This is a genomic window from Streptomyces sp. cf386 (assembly GCF_900103585.1).
Lineage (GTDB): Bacteria > Actinomycetota > Actinomycetes > Streptomycetales > Streptomycetaceae > Streptomyces.
This window is the reverse complement of record NZ_FNHV01000003.1, coordinates 60964-85552: the sequence shown is the minus strand read 5'-3', so window position 1 is coordinate 85552 and position 24589 is coordinate 60964. Positions and strand designations below refer to the sequence as shown.

Sequence of the window (24589 nt, the reverse complement as noted above, 5' to 3'; positions counted from 1 at the left end):
AGCCGCCGCACGGTCCGGATCAGCCGCTGTAGGGCTCGGCCTTCAGGATCTTCACCGAGGCCTTCTTGCCGTTCGGCAGCTCGTACTCGGCGTCCTCGCCGACCTTGTGGCCGATGACGCCGGAGCCCAGCGGCGACTGCGGCGAGTAGGTCTCGACGTCGGCGCTCGCGTACTCGCGAGAGGCGAGCAGGAAGGTCATGGTGTCGTCCTCGTCACCGTCGAAGGCGATCGTCACGACCATGCCGGGCGCCACCGCACCGTCCGCTGAGGCCGGTGCCTCGCCGACCTGGGCGTTCTCCAGGAGCTGGGTCAGCTGGCGCACACGGAGCTCCTGCTTGCCCTGTTCCTCCTTGGCCGCGTGGTACCCGCCGTTCTCGCGCAGGTCGCCCTCCTCGCGCGCGGCCGCGATCTTGGCGGCGATCTCCGTGCGCGCAGGACCAGACAGGTACTCCAGCTCGGCCTTGAGCTGGTTGTACGCCTCCTGGGTCAGCCAGGTGACGTTCTCGCTGGTCTGGGTCACAGGTGCTCCTCGTAGGTACTGGGAATACAAAGCATCGCCCTACCCAGAAGGATGTTCCTTCACGGATGGGCGAAACCACGAGCCTAACAATTCAATGGCCGAAGGGGGAGGACATAAGCCATCAGAATCACGTCAACGCAGGTCAGCGCCTACGTAAACCAGACAGAGGCGGTCGGTGTCGACCAGCGTCGGTCGGTTTCGATCAGCGGGGTCAGTCCGCGTGGCAGCCGAGCAGCTCGGCCGTCGTCCCCTGGGACGTCGTACGGAGTGTGACGACCTTGTCGATGCGCGAGGCGTCGCCGTCGAAGCGGAAGTCGGCCCGGCCCACCTCGGCGCCGTTCTCCGCCTGGGAGCGCAGCGTGCAGTAGCCGGAGGCGCCGGAGTCCTTGCGGACCTCCAGATGGACCTTCACCGCGTCCTTCGTCGCGTCGAACTCGATCACCTCGGCGCTGATCTTGTTCTGGCCGACGTAGTGGTAGCCGAAGTAGCCGACCAGTGCCAGCAGTGCCACTCCGAGGACGGCGCCGACGACCTTGAGCGTGCGGTCGGCGCGCGCGTCCGAGGAGCGGCCGTAGCGGCCCTCGGGCAGCCGCGTGCTCGCCGTACTCATGATCGTCCTCTCGGCCCCGGAATTATCCACCCCCCGATTCGGTCACTATAGAAGCCGCCGATCGCACCGGTTCACACCGGGCGCCGACTTATGAGGATGAGTCTTGACTGACCAGCTGCGACTGATGGCCGTGCACGCCCACCCCGACGACGAGTCGAGCAAGGGCGCGGCCACCATGGCGAAGTACGTGTCCGAGGGGGTGGATGTGCTGGTCGTGACCTGCACGGGCGGGGAGCGCGGCTCCATCCTCAATCCGAAGCTCCAGGGCGACAAGTACATCGAGGAGCACATCCACGAGGTACGCAAGAAGGAGATGGACGAGGCGCGCGAGATCCTCGGCGTGCAGCAGGAGTGGCTCGGCTTCGTCGACTCCGGTCTGCCCGAGGGCGACCCGCTGCCGCCGTTGCCGGAGGGCTGCTTCGCCCTGGAGGACGTCGACAAGGCGGCCGGGGAGCTGGTGAAGCAGATCCGCTCGTTCCGCCCCCAGGTGATCACCACCTACGACGAGAACGGCGGTTACCCGCACCCCGACCACATCATGACCCACAAGATCTCGATGGTGGCCTTCGAGGGCGCGGCGGACGCCGAGAAGTACCCGGAGTCGGAGTTCGGCCCCGCGTACCAGCCGCTCAAGCTCTACTACAACCAGGGCTTCAACCGCCCCCGCACCGAGGCCCTGCACAACGCGCTGCTCGAGCGCGGCATGGAGTCGCCGTACGGGGACTGGCTCAAGCGCTGGGACGAGTTCGAGCGCGTCGGGCGCACGATCACCACGCATGTCCCCTGCGCCGACTTCTATGAGATTCGCGACAAGGCACTGATCGCGCACGCCACCCAGATCGACCCCGACGGCGGCTGGTTCCGTGTCCCGCTGGAGCTCCAGAAGGAGGTCTGGCCGACGGAGGAGTACGAGCTGGCGAAGTCCCTCGTCGATACGTCCCTCCCCGAGGACGACCTCTTCGCGGGCGTCCGCGACAATGCCTGACATGAGCGCAAGCGCAAGCCTGGCAATGACACAGCTCGTCACCCTCGCCAAGGAGGTGGACGAGGACAAGGTCACCCCCGGTGTCCTCGGCTTCATCGTCTTCGCGGTGATGGCCCTGGCGGTGTGGGGCCTGATGAGGTCCATGAACCGCCACATGAACAGGGTCGACTTCAAGGAGCCCCCGGAGCCGAAGGCACCGGTCTCCGGCGAGAGCGCCGAGGCGACCGGCCCGGCGGGGTCGAAGCAGGGCTGAGGGCGACCGGGCGTCCGTCCGGTTCGGCACCGGCCGGACGCGGGCGTTCGGCTGGTTCGGCACCTGCCGGTGGGCGGCTGGGCGGCCGGCTCACTGCCGGGCCGTCACCGGCACGCCCATGACCTCCCGTGCGTGGCGGTTCGGCACCATGCCGAGCCGCCAGGCCTGCCATCCGGCCTCCAGGTTCACGCCCCGTTCCAGCAACAGCAGATACGCCTCGACGTAGTCGCTCAGCTTCCCGTCCCGCAGCGCATGCCCGTCGCGTCCCAGCTGTGCCAGCTCCTCCTGTGCCACGGCGGTGCCGATCTCGACACCGCCCGGTGCCGCGTACGGCAGCAGTGTGCAGCGCAGGAAGCGGGCCCAGTCCTCGCCTCTCCGGTCGTCGTACGACGCGAACAGGCCCACCGCCTCGTCGCACAGCGTCAGCGCCTGCTGTGTCCGGGTGTTCCCGGCGTCCACCACCGCCAGCTCCAGGCACGTCCATGCCTCGCCGTGGGCGACGCCGATGCGCTGGAAGTCGGCGCGGGCGTCCATCAGCAGCTGGCGGGCGAACCCGGAGTTCTTCAACGAGCCCGTCTGGGCCGCCCGCTGGTCGCGGGTCACCCGGGCCGAGTGGTGGCGGGCACAGGCGAGGCCGTACACGTCGCGCATACGGGAGAACATCGTGCGGGAACGTTCCAGCTCGCGGACCGCCAGATCCAGGTTGCCCGTCTCCTCCAGAGCCTGGCCCAGGTAGTAGACGGACCAGGCCTCGCCGCGTGCGTCCTCGTTGTCGCGGTGGCGGGAGGCAGCCTGGCGCAGTCCGTCCACCGCCGGGGACGGATCGCCGGCGACCAGACGGGCGCGGGAGAGCTGGGTCATCGCCCAGGCCTCGCCCCGGGCGTCGCGCGTACGGCCGTACAGGTCCAAAGCCGTCCGCAGATCTGCTTCCGCGCGCGGCACGTCGCCCATGCGCAGGCTCAGCTGCCCCAGCTGGAAGTGGGCCCACGCCTCGCCGTGGATCGACTCGCCGGCGCGGTGCAGGGCCAGGGAGTCGGCCAGCAGGGTGTGCGACTCGGAGATCCGGCCGCGGTCCCGCTCCACCGCGGCCAGCGCGTGCATCGTCCAGGCGCGGTCCGTCGCCAGCGCGGGGGCCGACTGCAGGTCCAGGGCCTCGCGGAGTTTCGCCGCCGCCTCGGTGAGGTTGCCCTGGTGGTGCAGCGTGATGCCGAGGGAGCACAGGGCGCGGGCCGCGCCCGCGTCGTGGTGGGCCTCCATATAGAGGTCGACCACCGAGGACAGGGTCGTGCGGGCCTTGTCCAGCTCGCCGAGCTGACGGGCCGCGATACCGGTGCGCCACTGCACCGAGCGGACCAGCAGGCCCTGGTCCACGGCCTGCGCCAGCTCGCTGATCTCGCCGAGGCGGTAGAGGTCGCCCCGCAGGAGGCAGTAGTCGCACAGGGCGCCGAGCAGATTCAGGACCGCCGCCTGGTTCACGTCCTCCGCGTGCCGAAGGGCCGCCGTGATGAAGCTCGACTCGTCGTCCAGCCAGCGCAGCGCGTCGTCCAGTGAGGTGAAGCCGTGCGGGCTGAAGCGGTCCGAGCGGGTCGACATGTTGCCGTCGACCAGGCGCAGTACGGAGTCCGCCAGCTCCCCGTAGTTCACGATCAGCCGCTCCTGTGCCGCCGTACGCTCCGCCGGCTCCTCCTCGTCGAGGAGGCGGGCGTGGGCAAAGGCGCGGACCAGGTCGTGCAGGCGGTAACGGCTGCCGCGGACGTGGTCGATCAGGCCCGACCGGGACAGGGCCACCAGATGGCGGGTCGCCTCCGCCTCATCTGTGGCCAGGAGCGATGCCGCCGCCGCGGCGCCCAGCGAGGCCCGGCCGGCCAGAGCCAGCCTGCGCAGCAGACGCCGCCCCGCCTCCGACTGGTCGGTGTAGCGCAGCCACAGCACCCGCTCGATCGGCTCCACCGGGCCGTACGCGCCCAGATCCGTCGCCAGTGTGCGCGGTGAACGCGGGCCCAGCGACGAGCCCGCGATGCGCAGCGCCAGCGGCAGTCCGCCGCACAACTGCCGTATCAGGTCGGCGGATTCGGCGTCGTAGGGGCCGGAGGAATCCTGCGCCGCAACCGTCAGCAGCTCCTCCGCGCCCGCCGCGTCCAGCGACTCCACCGGCAGCTCGTGCACCCAGGCGGCGAGGTCCGCGGGCAGGTCGAGGGGCTCGCGGGCCGTGACCAGGACCAGGCTGTCGGAGCGCTCGGGGACGAGGGTGCGGACCTGCTCCGGGTCCGAGGCGTCGTCCAGTACGACCGTGACCGGCAGGCCGGTGAGGTGCTGGTGGTAGAGCTCGCTCAGCCGCTTGACCTGCTGGTCGGCCGAGGAGCGCTCCCGGAACAGAAGCTGCTCGCGAGGGGCGCCCAAACGGTTCAGCAGATGCAGCAGCGCGTCTCTCGTCGACAGCGGCGGCTCCTCGGCGGTGTCGCCGCGCAGATCCACCACGCACGCGCCGCGGAACTGGTCCTTCAGATCATGGGCCGCACGGACCGCCAGTGCCGTACGACCGCTTCCGGGCGCCCCGTGCAGCACGACGACCGTCGGCTTGGTCTCCGTACTCGCGCGCGCCGCCTGCACCCACTGCCGGATACGGGACATCTCCTGCCTGCGGCCCGCGAACGGACCCGCCGGGTCCGGGAGTTGACCGAACGACTGCTCCAGCACACTGCGCCCCCGGGCCGCCGCGCTCTTGTCCGCGCCCTTCAGTCGCGGCCCCGTCTTCTTCGGGCCGGTGGACGCGCTCAGCACCCGCTGCTGGTCGAGGAACGGGCGGATACCCCGTACCTCCAGCGCCGTCAGCCACTGCAGCCGCAGCTGTTCCGGGCCGCCGGGCTGGCTTACGGCGCCCGCGCGGTGGTGCGCGGCGGGCAGATGGGCGCCGGCCACCTTCACGACCGTGGCCGCCGCGCCGACCACGCCCACGGTGACGCCCGCGCCGACGGCGGTGGTCGGGCCCGTGCCGAGGGCCAGGTCGGATACGACGGCCGCGACCGCGGCGACGCCCGCCACCATCAGCGGCGTCGCACCGCCCTCCCGCGCGAACCGCTGACCGAACGTCAGCCGGCCGGCCTCCGCCTCGTCGAGCGCCCGGGTGTACGCCTCGTACTCCTCGGCCGCGGTCTGCGCCATGGAGTCCAACGCCCCACGCGCCCGCGACAACAGCACCTGCCCGTCGACTCGCCCACCCGAGCGCCGCACCTCCTCCTCCACGGCCCGGGCCAACAGCCGCTCGGCATCGGTCCGATGGCTGTCACGCATGTCAGGTCCCCCTCCGGCGGCAACGGCGTTCTTGGTCAAGTGTGCGGCGGACGGGGCGTTGTGGGGAGAGGGCCGAGGCGGTCCCGAGGCCGGGCGGGGACGCGCGGGCGATCAGACGGAGCCGTCGGCCCGCTGCCGGAGCCGGTCCAGATGCGGCCAGAACACCCCGTCGGCGCTCACGCGCGACCGCAGAACGGGGCTGCGCCGCAGCATGTCGAGGCAGTACGCGCGCCACGGCCCCAGGCTCTCGGTGGCCGCCATGGTCTCGTGGGCGTGCAGCCCCGAGCACAGGATGTCGGCCAGCGTGTCGGCCATGACGGTCACCTCGCGGTGCCGGGCGTGCTCCGGAGGGCAGTCCACGCCGTCGTAGAAGAACCCGAGCAACTCCCGCTGCGCCAGCTGGCAGTTGAGTTCCCGTAAGGACGACAGGATGGTGTGGTTCGTCGCGAGGGCCGCCTGGTCGTGGCCCACCTTGGTCTGTTCGGCCAGGGATCTGGTCTGCCGGGCCAGGTGGAGGATGGCCAGGGCCGAGACCAGACAGCCGAATCCCGCGAATATGGCTGAGTATGCGTCCGCCGACATATTCATGCATCAGGACGTTAGCGCACCGACCCATGTGCTGTCCGGCGTATCCCGGGTACTGCGGCAGGATGGACCCCATGCCGAATCGACTGGCTCACGAGACGTCCCCCTACCTGCTCCAGCACGCGGACAACCCCGTCGACTGGTGGCCGTGGTCGGCCGAGGCCTTCGAGGAGGCCCGTAAGAGCGGCAAACCGGTCCTGCTCAGTGTCGGTTACAGCAGTTGTCACTGGTGTCACGTCATGGCCCACGAATCCTTCGAGGACCAGCAGACCGCCGACTACCTCAACGCCCACTTCGTCAGCGTCAAGGTCGACCGCGAGGAACGCCCCGACGTGGACGCCGTCTACATGGAGGCCGTCCAGGCGGCCACCGGCCAGGGCGGCTGGCCCATGACCGTGTTTCTCACCCCGGACGCCGAGCCCTTCTACTTCGGCACCTACTTCCCGCCCGCCCCCCGCTCCGGCATGCCGTCCTTCCGGGAGGTGCTGGAGGGTGTGCGCAGTGCGTGGGCCGACCGGCGGGACGAGGTCGCCGAGGTCGCGGGGAAGATCGTGCGGGACCTCGCGGGGCGGGAGATCTCCTACGGCGGCCCCGAGGCACCCGGCGCGCCGGAGCTGGCGCAGGCGCTGCTCGGGCTCACCCGGGAGTACGACCCGCAGCGCGGCGGGTTCGGAGGGGCGCCCAAGTTCCCGCCGTCCATGGTGATCGAGTTCCTGCTGCGCCACCATGTGCGGACCGGCTCCGAGGGTGCGCTGGAGATGGCGCAGGACACCTGTGAGCGGATGGCCCGGGGCGGCATCTACGACCAGCTGGGTGGCGGATTCGCGCGCTACTCCGTCGACCGTGACTGGGTCGTGCCGCACTTCGAGAAGATGTTGTACGACAACGCCCTGCTGTGTCGTGTCTACGCCCACCTCTGGCGCGCCACGGGCTCCGAGCTCGCTCGCCGGGTCGCGCTGGAGACCGCCGACTTCATGGTGCGCGAACTGCGCACCAACGAGGGCGGGTTCGCCTCCGCGCTCGACGCCGACAGCGACGACGGGACCGGCAAGCACGTCGAGGGCGCTTACTACGCCTGGACCCCGCAGCAGCTGCGCGAGGTGCTCGGCGACGACGACGCCGAGCTCGCCGCCCGCTACTTCGGTGTGACGGAGGAGGGCACGTTCGAGCACGGTTCCTCGGTTCTGCAACTTCCGCAGCAGGACGGGCTGTTCGACGCCGAGAAAATCTCGTCGATCCGCGAACGGCTCCTCCGGCAGCGTGACACGCGCCCCGCCCCCGGGCGCGACGACAAGATCGTCGCCGCCTGGAACGGCCTCGCCATCGCCGCCCTCGCCGAGACCGGCGCCTTCTTCGACCGCCCCGACCTCGTGGACGCCGCCCTCGGCGCCGCCGACCTCCTCGTGCGGCTGCACCTCGACGACCACGCCCGTCTCGCCCGCACCAGCAAGGACGGCCAGGTCGGCGCGAACGCGGGTGTGCTGGAGGACTACGCCGACGTCGCCGAGGGCTTCCTCGCGCTGGCCTCCGTCACCGGCGAGGGCGTCTGGCTGGAGTTCGCCGGGTTCCTGCTCGACCACGTCCTCGCCCGCTTCACCGACGCGGAGTCCGGCGCCCTCTACGACACCGCCGCCGACGCCGAGCAGCTGATCCGCCGCCCGCAGGACCCCACGGACAACGCCGCCCCGTCCGGCTGGACCGCGGCGGCCGGCGCCCTGCTGAGCTATGCCGCGCAGACCGGCGCCGAGCCCCACCGCACCGCCGCCGAGCGGGCGTTGGGCGTGGTGAAGGCCCTCGGCCCGCGCGTCCCCCGCTTCATCGGCTGGGGTCTGGCCGTCGCCGAGGCCAACCTCGACGGGCCGCGTGAGGTCGCGGTGGTCGGTCCGTCCCTGGCCGACGAGGGCACAAGGGCCCTGCACCGTACGGCACTTCTGGGCACCGCCCCGGGCGCAGTCGTGGCCGTGGGAACTCCGGAGAGTGACGAGTTTCCGCTCCTCGCCGACCGGCCGTTGCAGCAGGGGGAACCCGCTGCCTATGTCTGCCGTAACTTCACCTGCGATGCCCCGACCACCGATCCGAGCCGGTTGAAAACCGCGCTGAGCAGCTGAAACGACGGCGGGCGCGGGGCACTTACGCATGCTGTGTTCGAATTGTTCACTCTCGGGGATCGTTGTGATGAAACGCGCTCTTCACTGAAACGGCCTGCGGACTTCACAGATCGCCCTTAATGTCTACACAGTTCCGCGACAGATGTAGCTCACTGTCGCGGCAGGGGGCATTGGGGATCTGGGGGGATCTGTTGCTGACGTCTGTCTTCATAGCCGTCGTCTCGCTGGCCTTGTTCTGGATGGCGGCTTTCACCTTGTGGTGGCAGATGCACGCGTGGCGTACGCCCGAAGTGCTCGCCTCCACCCGGTTCAGCAGACCGGACGGCGGCGAGCACGTGTCGTTCTCGCTGCTGTTGCCGGCCCGGCACGAACAAGCCGTGCTGGACCACACCATCCAGCGGCTGCTGGAGTCCACACACACCGACTTCGAGATCATCGTCATCGTCGGGCACGACGACCCGGAGACCACGGAGGTGGCCGAGAAGGCCGCGGCACGCGACCCGCGCGTCCGCGTCGTCGTCGACACCCACGAGAAGAAGAACAAGCCGAAGGCCATGAACACGGCGCTGCCGCACTGCCGCGGCGATGTCGTCGGGGTCTTCGACGCCGAGGACCAGGTCCATCCGGAGCTGCTCGCCCATGTCGACCACGCGTTCCGCACGACCGGCGCGGACGTGGTCCAGGGCGGGGTCCAGCTCATCAACTTCCACTCCAGCTGGTACAGCCTGCGCAACTGCCTGGAGTACTTCTTCTGGTTCCGGTCGAGGCTGCATCTGCACGCGCAGAAGGGGTTCATCCCGCTCGGCGGGAACACCGTCTTCGTACGCACCGACGTGCTCAGGGAAGCCGACGGCTGGGATCCCAACTGCCTCGCCGAGGACTGCGACCTGGGGGTCCGGCTCTCCAGCGTCGGCAAGAAGGTCGTCGTCGCCTACGACTCCGACATGGTGACCAAGGAGGAGACGCCCGGCAGCCTCATGTCGCTGCTCAAGCAGCGCACCCGCTGGAACCAGGGCTTCCTTCAGGTCTACCGGAAGAAGGACTGGCGGCAACTGCCCACCTTCGGGCAGCGGTTGCTCGCCCGGTACACCCTCATGACGCCGTTCATGCAGGCCTTCACCGGGCTCATCATCCCGCTCAACATCGCGATCGCGGTCTTCCTCGACGTGCCCGTGAGCGTCGCCTTCATCACCTTCCTGCCGGCCGTCACCGCGCTCGTCACCTTCGTCTTCGAGGTCGTCGGACTGCACGACTTCGGCAAGCAGTACGGGCTTCGCGTGCGCTTCGCGCACTACGTGAAGCTCGTCGTGGGCGGCCCCTTCTACCAGGTACTCCTCGCCGGAGCCGCCGTCCGCGCCGTATGGCGTGAGCAGCGCGGCCAGAACGACTGGGAGTTGACCAGCCACGTCGGCGCGCACTTTTTTTTCGACGTGACCCGCGACCTCCGAGAGGACGTCCCTGCGTGACCTCCACCCTTCCCGCGGTGACCACTCCGAAGGTCCCCGCGCAGAGACAGCCTGTCCCTGAAACGCGTTCGACCGGTCGAACAGACCCGTCGAGCCGTCTCCGGTCCTCCCGCCCCGACCTGCTCCTGTGCGGTGCGCTCCTGGTGGCGATCCTCGTCGTGCAGGGCTGGAACATCTCCGACTACCCCACCCTCAGCGACGACGAGGGCACCTACCTCGCCCAGGCCTGGGCCGTTCAGGAGGGCCGGGGCCTCGCCCACTACACCTACTGGTACGACCACCCGCCGCTGGGCTGGATCCAGATAGCCCTGCTGACCTGGATACCGGCCGCGCTCAGCCCCGAGTCGATGACCGTCGGCTCCATGCGCGCCGCGATGCTGGTCGTCAGCGCGGTCAGCGCGGTCCTGGTGTACGTCCTCGGTCGGCGGCTTTCCCTGCCGCGCTGGGCGGCCGGGCTCGGCATGGTCCTGTTCGGGCTGTCCCCGCTGTCGGTCGTCCTCCAGCGGGAGATCTTCCTCGACAACCTCGCGGTGATGTGGACGCTCCTCGCCTTCGCCCTCGCCGCCTCGCCGAGCCGCCACCTCTGGCACCACTTCGGCGCCGGGATGGCCGCCGCCACAGCCGTGCTGACCAAGGAGACGATGCTCTTCGTCCTCCCCGCGGTCTTCGTCACCATGTGGCGGCACAGCCACCGCGACACCCGCAAGTTCGCCCTGACCGGCGCCGTCACCGCCTGCGCCCTGATCGGTCTGTCGTATCCCCTGTTCGCCCTGCTGAAGGGCGAGCTGCTGCCCGGCGGCGGGCACGTCTCGCTGTGGGACGGCATCAAGTACCAGATGACCAGGCCCGGTTCGGGCTTCATCCTCGACCAGGGGTCCGGCTCCCACGGTGTGCTCCAGTCGTGGCTCTACTACGACCGCGTCCTCATCGTCGGCGGCCTCGCGGGCGCGCTGCTGCTCCTGGTCACCTGGCGCTGGTCGGTCACCGCCCGCGCCTTCGCCGGACCCTCGTTCGCGGTGGTGATCCTCGCCCTGGTGGCCATGCGCCCCAGCGGCTACCTGCCCGCCATGTACGTCATCCAGGCGCTGCCGTTCCTCGCCCTGGTCCTCGCCGGCGGAACGGCCTCCGTCGCCCACGCCGTGCTGCGGCGGTGGCGGTCCGAGGCCGAGCACCGGTACGTCACCGGCGGGCGGTACGCCCTCGCGGCCGTGCTCGCGATCTCCGCCGGCGCCTATGTCGTACCCCGCTGGTACGACGGCGGCCGCACCGCCGTCACCGCCGACGCCAACGCGCCCTACCAGGCCGCCTCGAAGTGGCTGTCCACCGAGGTGGAGGACCCGAAGGACACCCGCGTCCTCGTCGACGACGCGCTGTGGCTGGACCTGGTGCACGCCGGGTACAAGCCGGGGCTCGGCGTCATCTGGTTCTACAAGGCCGACCTCGACCCGGCCGTGACGAAGACGATGCCGCGCGGCTGGAAGGACCTCGACTACGTCGTCGCCTCGCCGACGGTGCGCCGCGACGCGGTCGACCTGCCCAACGTCAAGGCGGCCATCGAGCACTCGACGCCCGTCGCGGTCTTCGGCAGCGGCGAGGACCGCGTCGAGATCCGCCAGATCCAGACAGCCTCCGGAGGCCTTCGATGAGCCAGGAGTACACCGCCCCCGAGGAGCTGGGCGATGCGTCGATGGAGGCCGTGGAGGTGCCCGAGCCGGGCGCCGTCACCATCGTCGTCCCGACCTTCAACGAGTCGGCGAACGTACGGCAGTTGCTGCACCAGATCACCGAGTCGGTGCCGTCCCGGCTGCCCTGCGAGGTCGTCTTCGTGGACGACTCCACCGACGACACTCCGCAGGTCATCGAGGAGGCGGCGCAGGACTGCCCGTTCCCCGTCACCGTCATCCACCGGGACGACCCCGTCGGCGGGCTCGGCGGTGCGGTCGTCGAGGGGATGAAGGCGGCCGGGTCGGACTGGATCGTCGTCATGGACGGCGACTGCCAGCATCCGCCGTCCCTGGTCCCGGATCTGGTCGCCACCGGCGAGCGCGCGAACGCCGGGCTCGTCGTCGCCTCCCGGTACATCAAGGGCGGCAGCCGGGCCGGGCTCGCGGGCAGCTACCGGGTGGCCGTGTCGCGGGCGGCGACCTGGCTGACCAAGTCCCTCTTCCCGCGCCGGCTGCACGGCATCAGCGACCCGATGAGCGGCTTCTTCGCCATCCGGCGCAGCGACATCACGGCGGAGGCGCTGAAGCCGCTCGGCTACAAGATCCTGCTGGAGCTGGCCGTACGGAGCCGCCCGCGCCAGGTCACCGAGGTGCCGTTCGTGTTCCAGGAGCGGTTCGCGGGGGAGTCCAAGTCCACGGCGGCGGAGGGCCGGCGCTTCCTGCGGCACCTCGCCGGGCTGCGTACGGCCGACCCGCTGGCCCGGATGGTGGTGTTCGGGCTGATCGGCCTGACCGGCTTCGTGCCGAACCTGGCCGCGCTGTGGGCGATGACCGAGGCGGGGCTGCACTACCTCCCCGCGGAGATCGTCGCCAACCAGTTCGGCGTGGCCTGGAACTTCCTGCTCATCGAGAAGCTGCTGTTCCGCGACCGGCGGCAGCACCGCCACTGGGCCGACCGCACCGTACGGTTCGCGCTGCTCGCCAACGCCGACCTGGTGCTGCGCATCCCGCTGATCGCGCTGCTCGTCGGGCAGTTCGGGCTGGCCGTGCTGCCCGCCACGGCACTGGCCCTGGTCATCACCTTCGTCCTGCGCTTCGGCGGTACCGAAGCGCTGGTCTATCTGCCGCGCCGGGACCGGAAGGGCCGGAAGGAAGCCGGGCGCGGGAGCCGCACCGCAAGGAGTACTGCATGAGACCCAGCCGCTTGCGATCCGGACGGAGAACGGCCCTGTTGGCCGTCGTCGGCCTCACCGGAGGCCTTCTCCTCACCTCGCCCCAGTCCGCCTCCGCCGCCAACCTCATCAAGAACCCCGGCTTCGAGACCGCCGGCACCGACGACATGCCCTACTGCTGGAAGAAGTCCGGCTGGGGCGACAACGACTTCACCTTCGAGACGGTGGCCGACGCCCACAGCGGCTCCAAGGCGATGAAGGTGTCGCTGACCCGCCGCGTCGACGGCGACCGCAAGGCGCTGATCACCGAGTCCGCCGAGTGCGCGCCCGTCGTCACGCCGGGCAAGCAGTACGACCTGGGGCTCTGGTACAAGTCGACCACCCCCGACACCTCGGTCACCCTCTTCCGGCACGACCCCACGGCGGGCTGGCAGTATTGGACCGACCTCAAGACGCTGGAGATGGCGGGCAGTTGGACCGAGGCCACGGTCCGCACCCCGGAGGTGCCCGCCGGTACCGACCGGATCGCCTGGGGCGTCTCCGTCTACGGCACCGGCTCCGTCACCACCGACGACTACACGATGGACCAGGTCGCCGACCCGGTCCCGGACCCTGTGTGTACGGGGACGGCCGAGGAGTGCGCGAACGGCCGCTGGGACGTGCTGCCGACCAAGAACCCCGTGCGCTCCATGCACTCCGTCGTCCTGCACAACGGCAAGGTGCTGCTGATCGCGGGCTCCGGCAACGACGCGACGATGTTCGAGGCGGGCACGTTCACCAGCGCGGTCTACGACCCGCAGAACGGCACGTACAAGCAGATCCCGACGCCCAAGGACATGTTCTGCGCCGGGCACGTCCAGCTCGACGACGGCCGGGTGCTCGTGATGAGCGGCAACAAGGGCTATCCGTCGGCCGACGGCACGATCGGTTACCAGGGCTACAAGGACTCGTACATCTTCGACCCGGCCACCGAGACGTACAGCAAGACCAACGACATGAACGACGGCCACTGGTACCCGTCGGCCACCGTCCTCGGCAACGGTGACGTGATCTCCTTCGGCGGGCTGAAGGAGGACTCGACCGGTTCGGTGACCGCCGAGCGGTGGTCGGACGCCGAGCAGAAGTGGCTGGAGCTCTGGAAGGTCAACCAGACCTGGTCCTACTGGGGCCTGTACCCGTCGATGATCCTCATGCAGGACGGCCGCCTCTTCTACTCCGGCAGCCACGTCTTCGGCAACAACATCCCGGGCACCGGCTCGGCGATCTACGACTACGACGCCAACACGGTCACCCAGATCCCCGGCCTGCAGAACAAGGACCAGCGCGACCAGTCCGCGAGCGTGCTGCTGCCCCCGGCCCAGGACCAGAAGGTCCTCACCATCGGCGGCGGCAACATCGACTCCAACCCGGACGCGAACCGCCTCACCGACGTCATCGACCTCAAGCAGCCCAACCCGTCCTACGTCGCCGGGCCCCCGATCCCGCAGGGCCAGGTCGACGTGGGAGGCGGCAAGGTCCCGCAGACCGGCAACCAGGGCAAGATGTACGTCTCCGCCGTACTCCTGCCCGACGGCAAGGTCCTGGAGACGGGCGGCGCCCTCCACAACCGGGCTGACCCGGTGTACGAGTCGTCGATCTACGACCCGGCGACCAACACCTTCGACCCGGTGGCGGCGGACCCGGAGGAGCGCGGCTACCACTCCTCCGCGTTCCTGCTGCCCGACGGCCGCGTGATGACGACGGGCGACAACCCGGGCAACGGCACCTGGAACCACGACGTGTCGGTCTACACCCCGCCCTATCTCCTCAAGGGCGAGCGCCCGACGATCACTTCGCTGATCGACACCGAGTGGACGTACGGCGACACCCAGCGGATCACCGTCGACCGGCCCATCGCCAAGGCCGAACTGATCCGCCCGGCCGCCGTCACGCACTCCTCCGACCCGAACCAGCGCTTCCTGGACCTCCCGCTGTCGGTGGACGGCAACAACGTCGACCTGAACGTGACGAGCAACCCCAACCTGGCCCCGCCCGGCTGGTACATGCTCTTCGCGGTCGACGCGAACGGCGTCCCGTCGGTCGCCAAGTGGGTGCACCTCCAGGGCCCCCAGGCCCTCGGCGCCACCGACTCCTCGGCCCACGTCCACGACTTCGCCGACAACCTCAAGGGCAAGGTCACGGGCCCCGGCAAGAAGCGCACGTCCCAGAAGGTCAGCCCGACCGTCTCCGGCTGCGACCGGCACTACGGCTCCGCCAACGTGTGCGTCCCGACGGACTTCCCGCCGACCGTGAAAGCGACGACGAAGTCCCGCTGCGACTGGCTGAAGAAGAACGACTACGGCCGCCTCAAGGTCAACGGCAAGGACGACCCGCTGCGGCTGGACAGGAACAGGGACGGAATCGCCTGCGGGAAGGGTGATGTGAGCAAGCGCTAGTTACTGGTTCTCAGGACTGGTTCTCAGTCCTGGTTCCTAGTTCGCGTAGTCCGCGAGGGCGCGCTCCACGATGGCTACCAGCTGTTCGTGGTGCGCGCCCTTCCAGTACGCCCGCCCGCACTGGGTGCACTGCGCGAAGACGTCGTACGACCGCCGCGTCCCGCCCTCCAGCTGTTCCGCCACCTCCTCCTTGGTGGCCTGCTTGAGCAGGCCGTTGCAGGCGGTGCAGCGCGTCCAGGGGCGCAGCTCGGGGCGGAACCGGTCGAGGATGTCGCGGAGTTGGTCCTCGGGGCGGGTGCTGTACACATAGGCGCCGGCCCACAGTTCGCGGCGGCGCAGCAGGCCCCGGTCGCGGCTGAGCATGACCCGCTGCTCGGCGGCCGAGCGGGCGGCGAGGGCCGGGTCGCCGATGTCCGTCGACTCGTACGCCGTGTCCACGCCGAGCAGGCGCATACGGCGGGCGAGGGTGCCGAGGTGGACGTCGAGCAGGAAGCACAGGGGAGCGCCGGGCACCCGCTGGGGGCGCTCGACGGGCCGTACGGCCACGGACTCGCCCGCCGCCGGGATGTGCGACACCGGCACCGACCGGCCGCCCACGACCAGGGTGCCGACCTCGGTCAGCGGGACGCCGAGGGACTCGACGACATGGCCGAGGGTCGAGACACCGTCGGCGGCGACCTGGGCGGCACCGTCCTGGCGCCGCCCGTTGGGGAGGAACACGCGCAGCTCGGGGGCGAACTCGACCTGGATCTCGGGACCGTTCACCCGGCCAGGATGTCACGGCCCCGCGCTCGTGCCTCAGGTGTTTTTCGAGGGGAGGCCGTGCTCGATGACGTCCAGGGCGCGGTCGAGGAGGTCGCCCAGGTCGTCCTGGAAGTCCTTCTCCGCCCAGTACAGGGAGATCTCCGCGAGGCCGCCTATGAGGGACATCGTGAAGACCCGCGCCTCGAAGCTGTCCTGTGGCAGGCCGGTGCGCTCGGCGATGGCCTCGGAGAGCATCCGGCCGGTGACCGACATGCTCTCCAGCATCCGGGACCGCACCGCGGGGACCTGGACAAGCAGGTGCGAGCGCAGCCGGATCGCCTCGGGATCCTCTTGAGTCGCGGCGGTGACGGCCAGCTTCATGACGTACCGCAGGGACTCCATCCACGGCTCGTCCGCCGGCCGCTTGCGCAGCTCCTCCAACAGGATCGGGTCGTACTCGTCCGTGAGGACGATGTCCTCCTTGGTCGGGAAGTAGCGGAAGACCGTGGACGGCGACACCTCGGCGCGCTCGGCGATCTGCTCGATCGTGGTGGCGTCGTAGCCCTGCTCCCGGATGAGCGCGTACGTCGCGTCGCGGATCGTCGTCCGGGTCTTGATCTTCTTCCGTTCACGAAGCCCCAGCTGGGGACGGTCGGTGAGGGGAGAGCGGCGTGCGGGGGTCATGGGGGTCATTGTCGGGCATCGGCCCGCTCCGCAGCCATGTCCGGGTTCTCGGGGCTCTGGGTACGGGGTGTGCCCGGCAGGAACGCCGCCGCCAGCAGCGCGGCGACGAGGGCCGCGAGGCCGCACACCAGCAGGACGAGGCCCATGCCGTGGACGTAGGCGCCGTTCGCGGAGGCCGCGAGCTGCGCCGAACCCGCCCGCTCGGCGACGAGGTGCGCCGCGACCACGGACTCCCCGGCGGTGTCGGCGGCCCGCGCGGGCAGCCCGGTGACGTCGAGCCGGTCCCGGAAGGCGCTGGAGAGCAGGCTGCCGAGCAGCGCGATACCGATCGCGCCGCCGACCTGACGCAAGGTCATCAGCAGCCCGGAGCCGCTGCCGGCGCGGTCGCGGGGCAGGGTGCCCAGGGCGTTGCTCATGGCCGGCATGAGCGAGAAGCCGAAGCCGAGACCGGTGAGGGAGAGCCACAGCGCGGTGAAGCCGTAGCCGGAGTCGACCGTCGTACGGCTGCCGAGGAACGCGGCGAAGGCCAGCACCACCAGGCCCGCGCTCACCGTGGCCCGCGCGCCGAACCGGGTGACGACCGGCGGGGCCGTCCGGGAGGCGACCAGGATGCCGCCCATCATCGGCAGCAGCCGGACGCCGGTGCCGAGGGCGTCGTGGCCGAGGACCGCCTGGAGGTACGGCGGCAGCACGAACAGCAGGCCGGTCAGGACGAACATCACCAGGGTCGCGGCGATCGTGTTGAGGAGGAAGCCGCGGTGGGCGAGCAGGCTCATGTCGAGCATCGGCCGCTCGACCCGCCGCTCGCGCAGGACCAGCGCGGCGATCAGCACGACGGAGGCGGCGAACACGGCCAGGACCAGGGCGTCGCCCCAGCCTCGCGTGGGCACCTCGATGATCGCGTAGATCAGCGCGCCGAGGCCGGTCACGGTGAGCGCGGTGGAGAGGGTGTCCACCTTCGGGGAGGCCGGGTCCCGGGTCTCGGGGAGCAGGAAGACGCAGGCGGCGATGCCGATCGCGGCCATCGGGACGTTGACCAGGAAGACCGAGCCCCACCAGAAGTGGTTCAGCAGCCAGCCGCCGATGATCGGGCCGAGCGGCAGGCCCAGCGCGGAGGCGGCGGAGACGATGCCGACGGCCTTGGTGCGCTCGTCGGGGCCGAACAGCGAGGGCAGGACGGCGAGCGCGAGCGGGGTGACCAGGGCCGCTCCGACGCCCATCACCGCTCGTGCGGCGATCACCGTGTTCACGTCGCCGGCCAGCGCGCCGACCAGCGACCCGACGAGAAAGATCCCGAGCCCCGTGATCAGCATCCGCCGCCGGCCGAAGCGGTCGCCGAGCAGGCCCGCGGGGAGCATCAGCGCCGCGAAGACGACGACGTACGCGTCGGCCATCCACTGCTGCTCGCCGGTGCTCGCGCCGAGGTCGGCGGCCATCGTCGGCAGCGCCACGTTGAGGATCGTCATGTCGAAGCCGAGCGTGAGCATGCTCGCGACCAGGGCGCCGAGCGCCCACCAACGGCGTTCATCTGTGGTGACAGTAACCATGAAATGAGAGTAACTCTCAAAAGAGAGGGGCTGTCAATGTTTTTGGGCGTGAAAGAGGGCCACGGCTCGCAAGCCGTGGCCCTCGAAGGAGCTGTGCGGTGGGCTACGCGTGCTGGTAGGCCACCAGTGAGATCCCCACGTAGTGCGTGATGAACGCCGCCAGCGTGAAGGAGTGGAAGACCTCGTGGAAGCCGAACCAGCGCGGTGACGGGTTCGGGCGCTTGATGCCGTAGATCACGCCGCCCGCGCTGTAGAGGAGACCGCCGACGATCACCAGGACCAGCACCGCGATGCCGCCGGTGCGCATGAAGTCGGGCAGGAAGAAGACGGCCGCCCAGCCCATCGCGATGTAGCAGGGCGTGTAGAGCCAGCGCGGGGCGCCGACCCAGAACACCCGGAAGACGATGCCCGCGGCGGCGGCGCCCCAGATGCCCCAGAGCAGCCACTGACCCTTGGCTCCCGGCAGGAGCAGCATCGTCAGGGGCGTGTACGTGCCCGCGATGATCAGGAAGATGTTGGCGTGATCCAGTCGGCGCAGGATGCCGTCCATCCGCGGGCTCCAGTTACCCCGGTGGTACAGCGCGCTCACGCCGAACAGCAGGCAGGCCGTGAGGGCGAAGATCCCGCAGGCGAGGCGGCCTCGCGCCGAGTCCGCGAGGGCGGTGAGCACCAGGCCCGAGACGAGCGCGGCCGGGAACATGCCCAGATGCAGCCAGCCCCGGAGTCTGGGCTTTATCTCGTCCGTGAGGTGCTGGGCGTGGTGCGCGATCTGATGCGGCAAGGAGGGCGCGTCGGAACCGCGGCCGGCGGCTCGCGTGTCCCTGGGCGCGTCGGGGACGGGCGCAGTCATGCGGGGCATCGTACCTACGGAGCCGTAAGTTACGCGTCAGGGCGGCCGGATGGACGTCCGGAAGTGGCCATCGTCTCATGGGGTACCCGGAATGGGCGCACCCGCGGTGAAGCCGTGGTGACGCATCGAAAACATCTGGATGAGTGGCGATCCTCACGCCGCTCACTTGTGACGCCCTCTGGACATATGCGCAGACGCGTCGGATGATCAAATGAGTGCGGTCGGCACCGGATGAGCGCGGGAAGATCCAGTCAGCGCAGCATCCGGGTCGCGGCCCCCACGGGGCATACAAGGGCATATTCAGGACAAAATCCCTCACTTAGGAGCAACCGTGGCGCGCGACATCGCGGCTCCCCCCGTCGTCCCCACCCACCACCGGGAACTCGTCTCGTGGGTCAACGAGATCGCCGAACTGACGCAGCCGGACAGCGTGGTCTGGTGCGACGGATCCGAGGCCGAGTACGAGCGCCTGTCCGAGGAGCTCGTCGCGAAGGGCACCTTCAGGAAGCTCGACCCGATCAAGCGCCCCAACTCCTACTACGCCGCCTCCGACCCGACCGACGTCGCCCGCGTCGAGGACCGGACCTTCATCTGCTCCGAGAAGGAGGAGGACGCCGGCCCGACGAACCACTGGATGGACCCCGCCGCGATGCGCGACGTCTTCTCCGGCGAGAAGGGCGTCTTCCGCGGCTCGATGCGCGGCCGGACGATGTACGTCGTCCCGTTCTGCATGGGCCCGCTCGGCTCGAAGCTCTCCGCGATCGGCGTGGAGATCACCGACTCCGCGTACGTCGCCGTGTCCATGCGCACCATGACCCGCATGGGACAGGCCGTCCTCGACGAGCTGGGCGAGGACGGCTTCTTCGTGAAGGCCGTGCACTCCGTCGGCGCCCCGCTGGAGCCCGGCGAGGCGGACGTCCCCTGGCCGTGCAACCAGACCAAGTACATCTCCCACTTCCCGGAGAGCCGCGAGATCTGGTCCTACGGCTCCGGCTACGGCGGCAACGCCCTGCTCGGCAAGAAGTGCTACGCCCTGCGCATCGCGTCGGTGATGGCGCGCGACGAGGGCTGGCTCGCCGAGCACATGCTGATCCTCAAACTGACGCCGCCGCAGGGCGAGTCGAAGTACGTGGCGGCCGCCTTCCCCTCCGCCTGCGGCAAGACCAACCTCGCCATGCTGGAGCCCACCATCTCCGGCTGGACCGTCGAGACGATCGGCGACGACATCGCCTGGATGCGCTTCGGCGAGGACGGCCGCCTGTACGCCATCAACCCCGAGGCCGGCTTCTTCGGCGTCGCGCCCGGCACCGGTGAGCACACCAACGCCAACGCGATGAAGACGCTGTGGGGCAACTCCGTCTTCACCAACGTCGCCCTCACCGACGACAACGACATCTGGTGGGAGGGCATGACGGAGGAGACCCCGGCCCACCTGACGGACTGGAAGGGCAACGACTGGACGCCGTCCTCGGACGCCCCGGCCGCCCACCCCAACGCCCGCTTCACCGTCCCGGCCTCCCAGTGCCCGATCATCGCGCCCGAGTGGGAGGACCCCAAGGGCGTGCCGATCTCCGCGATCCTCTTCGGCGGCCGGCGCGCCACCGCCGTACCGCTGGTGACGGAGTCCTTCGACTGGAACCACGGCGTGTTCCTCGGCGCCAACGTGGCCAGCGAGAAGACCGCCGCCGCCGAGGGCAAGGTCGGCGAGCTGCGCCGCGACCCGTTCGCGATGCTGCCCTTCTGCGGCTACAACATGGGCGACTACATGGCCCACTGGGTCGAGGTCGCCCAGGGCAAGGACCAGGCCAAGCTGCCGAAGATCTACTACGTCAACTGGTTCCGCAAGAACGACGAGGGCAAGTTCGTCTGGCCCGGCTTCGGCGAGAACAGCCGCGTCCTGAAGTGGATCGTCGAGCGCCTCGACGGCAGGGCCGAGGGCGTCGAGACCCCGATCGGCATCCTGCCGGCGAAGGGCGCCCTCGACACCAACGGTCTGGAACTGTCGGACTCCGACCTGGACTTCCTTCTCACCGTCGACAAGGAGGTCTGGCGCGAGGAGGCCGCGCTCGTTCCCGACCACCTCAACACCTTCGGTGAGCACACGCCGAAGGAGCTGTGGGACGAGTACCGCGCGTTGGTTGCGCGCCTGGGCTGAGGTAGCCCTCCCTTAAACGCCGCGGCCGGCTCCGATCGTGCCCTGACCAGCAATATCGTCACGGCCGGCCGCGGTGCATCACAGACCGGCGAGGTTCCGTACAACGGCGTGCGGGGCTCGGGGCCTGTCGTCGCGCGTTCCCGTCCGCCCCGATGGGAGGAGCGCGGCGGCAGGCCTTCGCCTGTATTCGCTCCCCTGTGCGGTCGCGCCGCCTTGATCGCGGGATCTTCACCACTGTTTCATGGTCTCCACAGGAGTGTCACTGATCCCAGTGCCGCTCAATTCAGCCTGTGGGGGGCACAGTTGAATACTGCACACCGTCCCAGACGTCTCGCGGCCACGCTGCTCGCCGCCGCACTCGCCGGTACCGGCCTGACCGTCGCCGCGGCACCGGCGGCGCACGCGGCGGCGTCCGACTCCGTGGCCAAGCTGCCGATCTCGTCGTACTCGGCGCTGGCCGTCGACAACGTCCATCAGCGTGTCTTCGTGGCGGACAGCAACGTCGGCTACTACCTCAACTCCGGCACCATCACCGTCTACAACTTCGCGGGTGAGCGCCTCACGACGATCACCACCAACCAGGCCCATGTCTCCGGCCTGGCGGTCAGCGCCGACGGCAGCAAGCTCTACGCCGGACTGCGCGACCGGATCGAAGCCATCGACACCACCACCTACGAGCGCACCGTCGTGGCCTACGCCAACACCGACTACTGCGGCCGCGAGGTCGCCCAGTCCGGCGGCCAGGTCTACTTCACGACGCCGTTCGCGTCCAACGTCTCCCAGTGCGCCACCGCCGAGACCTACCTGGACGCGGTCATCAACGGAACGCACACCCGCACCGGCTGGAACGACTTCGGCGATCTCCTGCTGGAAGCCGGCGCCGGGGACAAGATGCTCATGGGCCAGCCGCTCAACGCCAAGGCGGCCGACCCCTTCCTCACCGTGTACGACACCAGCGGCCCCAGCCCCGTGCGCGAGGGCGCACGGCGCTTCGCCGACGCCGAGGGCAAGGGTGCCCTGGACCTCAAGGACCTGGCGCTGTCCGCCGACGGCGGCAAGGTCGCCGTGGCCGACTCCACCGCCGGCACCCGGCTGCTCAACACCGCCGACCTGTCGGACGCGGCGACCGGCTACCCGGCGCTCCCGTCCGGCGCCACCGCCAGTGCGGTCGCCTTCGGCGGCGACGGCACGTACATCGCGCGCGGTGCCTCGGCCACCGGCTCGACGCCGGACCTGCTGGTGCAGCCCGCCGACCCGACCGACTCCACCGCCCCGCTGGAGTTCGTCTTCGAGGGCAGCCTCGACGGCGACCGGGTGGTGCCGCGCGGCCTGGAGTGGGCGGCGGACGGCTCCCGGCTGTTCGCGGTGACCACCAACGCGGCCGGCAGCCAGTACTGGCTGCACATCATCCAGCCCCCGGCCGTCCAGTACGACGCCCGCTTCACCGGCGGTCTCACCCACAGCCCCGCCGCTGCCGCGGCCGGCGAACCGCTCGCCGTGCGCGGCAAGCTGGAGCAGGACGGCCCGGCGCCCGCCGAGCCCCTGAAGGTCAAGGCGACCCGCACCGACGCGAACGGCACCCACGAGCTGGGCACCTTCACCGTCAAGGACGACGGCACGTTCACCGTCCTCGACGAGCCCGACCTCGTCGGCGACGCCACCTACACCGTCTCCTTCCTCGGCGACCTGACCCACCGCCCCGCCGAGGACGTCACCACCACGGTGTCCGTCGGCAAGGCGCCCACCTCGATCGCGCTCACGGCGCCCGAGGAGGGCTCGCTGAGCACGGGCGTCGAGATCACCGGCACGTTCACCGCGCAGGGCAAGGCGCTGCCCGACCGTGCGGTCCTCAAGGTCACCCGCACGGACCGGCTCGGCACCGGCACGCTGTCGTCGGTGACGGTCGCCGCCGACGGCACGTTCACGATCAACGACCTGCCGCGCACCCGGGGCAACGCGACCTACACGGTGAGCTGGCCCGGCGACGACCTGCACCAGGCGTCGACGGCCTCGGCGACGGTCTACGTCAGGCGCTGATGCCACCCGTCCCGCCCCGGTCCTCCAGGTACCGGGTGTGGGACTCCTGGCGGCGGGGCTCCGCCTCGCGCAGGCCCGCCGCCAGGCGCTCGGCATCCTTCTTCAACAGGCCGAGCTGCCGCTCCAGATGCAGTTCGGGGGACTCGGTGCCGGGCGTCATCCGCGTCCACCACCGCGTCCGTACGAAACTGTCGACGGCCTCGGGAAGATCGCGCCGTACGATCCGGGAGAGCACATGCACGCCCTCCGGATCGTGCGCGAGCAGTTCGGCCACCCAGCCCCGGTCGAGCAACGCGGCCAGCAGTTCGGTGAGTTCACGCAGCCGGGCGGCGGCCGTGACCGGCAGCTCGATGTCCGTCAGATAGCCGCGCAGCTTCTCGAAGTCGCCCGCAACTCGTCGAGCTGGGCCGACGGATCCGGGAAGTCGGGCGGTGCGGGCCGCTCCGGCGGGGCGATCAGCGCTCCCGCGCCGTACAGTCCCGCGACCACGACGGGCCAGTACGGGCCCGCCACCCCCGTGAACGTCAGCACCAGGCCGACCAGCCCGCACGCGCTGCCCGCGATGTTCTTGCGGGACTCCAGATACGCCAACGCCTTACCGGCGGCCGTCCTACTGGTAGCCACGGATCTCCTCGAAGGCGCCGTCCAGCGAGCCCTCCTGGGCGTCGAAGAGGCGGCCGCCGGTCAGCTCGGCGATGTGCTTCAGCTCGGACTCGTCGGAGTCGCCGAAGAGGATGGGGAAGACGGGCGTCTCCCGCCGGTCGCGGTCGAGCCCGGCGTAGAAGGCGTCGAAGTCCGCCGCCTCGGCGCCGGTGGTGTTCTCGCCGTCCGTCATCAGCACGATCGACGTGAACGTGTCCCGGCCGGTGCCCAGATGGTCGTACGCCGCCTCCAGCGAGGTGTAGATCGCGGTGTCGCCCTCGGCCGACAGCGCCTCGGTGTCCTTGCGGATCCCGTCCAGCCCGGCCTTCGGGTCGGCCGGCTCCACGACATGGGTGCGCACGCTCTTCACCCCCGATCCGAAGGGCATCAGCGTGACCTCCTCGCGTTCGCGGAAGTCGCCGGTGAGGTCGGTGAGCGCCCGCTTCAGCTGTTCCAGGCGGTCGCCCTCTATCGAGCCCGAGGTGTCGAGGACGTAGACCGTCCTGGAAGGGCGGCGCAGCTCGTTCTCGTACGCGTCGAGCAGTCCGTCGGCGACGGAACGGCTGCCCGGGAAGGGCAGTTCGCGCCGACGGCCGGTGTCGAGGCCGGACGCGGGCGGGACGGAGGCGACCACCGGGCGGCGATGGGTGCGCTCGGTGATCAGCCGCTGGACGTCCTCGGTGCGCAGGGCCTCGGTGAGGCGGCGGACGTCGTCGCGGGTCGCGGCGTTCGTCGAGGCGAGGGAGGAGAGCGGGTGGTCGGCGGTGACGACGCCGTCCTTGGGGCGGATCACGGTGAGGCCCGGGATGCCCTTGAGGACGGAACGGCGAACGCGGCCAAG

The 24589-nt window shown here is 70.1% G+C and carries 17 protein-coding genes and 2 pseudogenes; 9 read left to right on the top strand and 10 right to left on the bottom strand.

Annotated features, from left to right (window positions below; all coding sequences use genetic code 11):
• Positions 1-19: 19 nt before the first annotated feature.
• Positions 20-520, bottom strand: coding sequence for a transcription elongation factor GreA (greA, locus tag BLU79_RS08270; RefSeq protein WP_093905007.1), 501 nt, complete (start codon positions 518-520; stop codon positions 20-22).
• A gap of 211 nt (positions 521-731) precedes the next feature.
• Complete coding sequence (locus BLU79_RS08265) at positions 732-1130, bottom strand: DUF4307 domain-containing protein (RefSeq protein WP_093905006.1); 399 nt, start codon at positions 1128-1130, stop codon at positions 732-734.
• Between the two features lie 103 nt (positions 1131-1233).
• Between BLU79_RS08265 and mca the strand changes: the two genes are divergently transcribed.
• Positions 1234-2115 carry a mycothiol conjugate amidase Mca gene (gene mca / locus BLU79_RS08260; RefSeq protein WP_093905005.1) on the top strand — a complete coding sequence of 294 codons (882 nt, stop codon included), beginning with the start codon at positions 1234-1236 and terminating at the stop codon, positions 2113-2115.
• Positions 2108-2368: a hypothetical protein gene (locus tag BLU79_RS08255; protein ID WP_177000936.1), complete on the top strand. Its 261-nt coding sequence runs from the start codon at positions 2108-2110 to the stop codon at positions 2366-2368. Before mca ends, BLU79_RS08255 begins: the two co-directional genes overlap by 8 nt.
• 90 nt (positions 2369-2458) lie before the next feature.
• On the opposite strand, the gene BLU79_RS08250 is transcribed toward BLU79_RS08255, so the two are convergent.
• On the bottom strand, positions 2459-5659 hold the full coding sequence (locus BLU79_RS08250; protein ID WP_093905003.1) for an ATP-binding protein: 3201 nt from the start codon (positions 5657-5659) through the stop codon (positions 2459-2461).
• Positions 5660-5770: 111 nt separating this feature from the next.
• Positions 5771-6247 carry a hypothetical protein gene (locus tag BLU79_RS08245; protein ID WP_143052473.1) on the bottom strand — a complete coding sequence of 159 codons (477 nt, stop codon included), beginning with the start codon at positions 6245-6247 and terminating at the stop codon, positions 5771-5773.
• Positions 6248-6318: 71 nt separating this feature from the next.
• Between BLU79_RS08245 and BLU79_RS08240 the strand changes: the two genes are divergently transcribed.
• The 5 genes from BLU79_RS08240 (at position 6319) to BLU79_RS08220 (ending at position 15089) form a co-directional block, all read left to right on the top strand.
• Entirely contained in the window at positions 6319-8352 is a 2034-nt protein-coding gene (locus BLU79_RS08240) for a thioredoxin domain-containing protein (RefSeq protein WP_093905001.1), read from the top strand.
• A 191-nt stretch (positions 8353-8543) separates the two neighbouring features.
• Positions 8544-9818, top strand: coding sequence for a glycosyltransferase (locus BLU79_RS08235; RefSeq protein WP_093905000.1), 1275 nt, complete (start codon positions 8544-8546; stop codon positions 9816-9818).
• Positions 9815-11464 (top strand): ArnT family glycosyltransferase, encoded by a 1650-nt coding sequence (locus BLU79_RS08230; RefSeq protein WP_093904999.1) that lies wholly within the window; start codon positions 9815-9817, stop codon positions 11462-11464. The genes BLU79_RS08235 and BLU79_RS08230 overlap by 4 nt, the downstream gene beginning before the upstream one ends.
• Positions 11461-12675 (top strand): glycosyltransferase, encoded by a 1215-nt coding sequence (locus BLU79_RS08225; protein ID WP_093904998.1) that lies wholly within the window; start codon positions 11461-11463, stop codon positions 12673-12675. The genes BLU79_RS08230 and BLU79_RS08225 overlap by 4 nt, the downstream gene beginning before the upstream one ends.
• The gene (locus BLU79_RS08220) at positions 12672-15089 is read left to right on the top strand and encodes a galactose oxidase family protein (protein WP_093904997.1); all 2418 of its coding nucleotides are present in this window, start codon (positions 12672-12674) and stop codon (positions 15087-15089) included. Before BLU79_RS08225 ends, BLU79_RS08220 begins: the two co-directional genes overlap by 4 nt.
• A gap of 36 nt (positions 15090-15125) precedes the next feature.
• Here BLU79_RS08220 and BLU79_RS08215 read toward each other — a convergent pair whose 3' ends face one another.
• From BLU79_RS08215 to BLU79_RS08200, 4 genes are all read right to left on the bottom strand, one after another.
• Positions 15126-15854, bottom strand: coding sequence for a Mut7-C RNAse domain-containing protein (locus BLU79_RS08215; protein WP_093904996.1), 729 nt, complete (start codon positions 15852-15854; stop codon positions 15126-15128).
• A gap of 33 nt (positions 15855-15887) precedes the next feature.
• Entirely contained in the window at positions 15888-16517 is a 630-nt protein-coding gene (locus tag BLU79_RS08210; protein WP_093904995.1) for a TetR/AcrR family transcriptional regulator, read from the bottom strand.
• Between the two features lie 5 nt (positions 16518-16522).
• Positions 16523-18064 (bottom strand): DHA2 family efflux MFS transporter permease subunit, encoded by a 1542-nt coding sequence (locus tag BLU79_RS08205; RefSeq protein ID WP_093904994.1) that lies wholly within the window; start codon positions 18062-18064, stop codon positions 16523-16525.
• A 103-nt stretch (positions 18065-18167) separates the two neighbouring features.
• Positions 18168-18914 (bottom strand): PAQR family membrane homeostasis protein TrhA, encoded by a 747-nt coding sequence (locus BLU79_RS08200; RefSeq protein ID WP_093904993.1) that lies wholly within the window; start codon positions 18912-18914, stop codon positions 18168-18170.
• 331 nt (positions 18915-19245) lie between these two features.
• On the opposite strand from BLU79_RS08200, the gene BLU79_RS08195 reads away from it, so the two are divergent.
• Complete coding sequence (locus tag BLU79_RS08195; protein ID WP_093904992.1) at positions 19246-21069, top strand: phosphoenolpyruvate carboxykinase (GTP); 1824 nt, start codon at positions 19246-19248, stop codon at positions 21067-21069.
• 303 nt (positions 21070-21372) lie between these two features.
• Positions 21373-23106, top strand: coding sequence for an Ig-like domain repeat protein (locus BLU79_RS08190; protein ID WP_177000934.1), 1734 nt, complete (start codon positions 21373-21375; stop codon positions 23104-23106).
• Here BLU79_RS08190 and BLU79_RS08185 read toward each other — a convergent pair.
• Both BLU79_RS08185 and BLU79_RS08180 read right to left on the bottom strand, forming a co-directional pair.
• Positions 23096-23697, bottom strand: a pseudogene (locus tag BLU79_RS08185) (hypothetical protein). The gene BLU79_RS08190 and the pseudogene BLU79_RS08185 overlap by 11 nt on opposite strands.
• A 19-nt stretch (positions 23698-23716) precedes the next feature.
• Positions 23717-24571 (bottom strand): annotated as a pseudogene (locus tag BLU79_RS08180) (VWA domain-containing protein); the annotation flags it as partial.
• Positions 24572-24589 lie beyond the last annotated feature (18 nt).

Coding starts and splice junctions, on each gene's coding strand:
- BLU79_RS08205 (WP_093904994.1), bottom strand. CDS start 18,064: ATGGTTACTGTCACCACAGATGAACGCCGTTGGTGGGCGCTCGGCGCC.
- BLU79_RS08245 (WP_143052473.1), bottom strand. CDS start 6,247: ATGAATATGTCGGCGGACGCATACTCAGCCATATTCGCGGGATTCGGC.
- BLU79_RS08225 (WP_093904998.1), top strand. CDS start 11,461: ATGAGCCAGGAGTACACCGCCCCCGAGGAGCTGGGCGATGCGTCGATG.
- BLU79_RS08200 (WP_093904993.1), bottom strand. CDS start 18,914: ATGACTGCGCCCGTCCCCGACGCGCCCAGGGACACGCGAGCCGCCGGC.
- BLU79_RS08255 (WP_177000936.1), top strand. CDS start 2,108: ATGCCTGACATGAGCGCAAGCGCAAGCCTGGCAATGACACAGCTCGTC.
- BLU79_RS08210 (WP_093904995.1), bottom strand. CDS start 16,517: ATGACCCCCGCACGCCGCTCTCCCCTCACCGACCGTCCCCAGCTGGGG.
- BLU79_RS08265 (WP_093905006.1), bottom strand. CDS start 1,130: ATGAGTACGGCGAGCACGCGGCTGCCCGAGGGCCGCTACGGCCGCTCC.
- BLU79_RS08240 (WP_093905001.1), top strand. CDS start 6,319: ATGCCGAATCGACTGGCTCACGAGACGTCCCCCTACCTGCTCCAGCAC.
- BLU79_RS08220 (WP_093904997.1), top strand. CDS start 12,672: ATGAGACCCAGCCGCTTGCGATCCGGACGGAGAACGGCCCTGTTGGCC.
- BLU79_RS08250 (WP_093905003.1), bottom strand. CDS start 5,659: ATGCGTGACAGCCATCGGACCGATGCCGAGCGGCTGTTGGCCCGGGCC.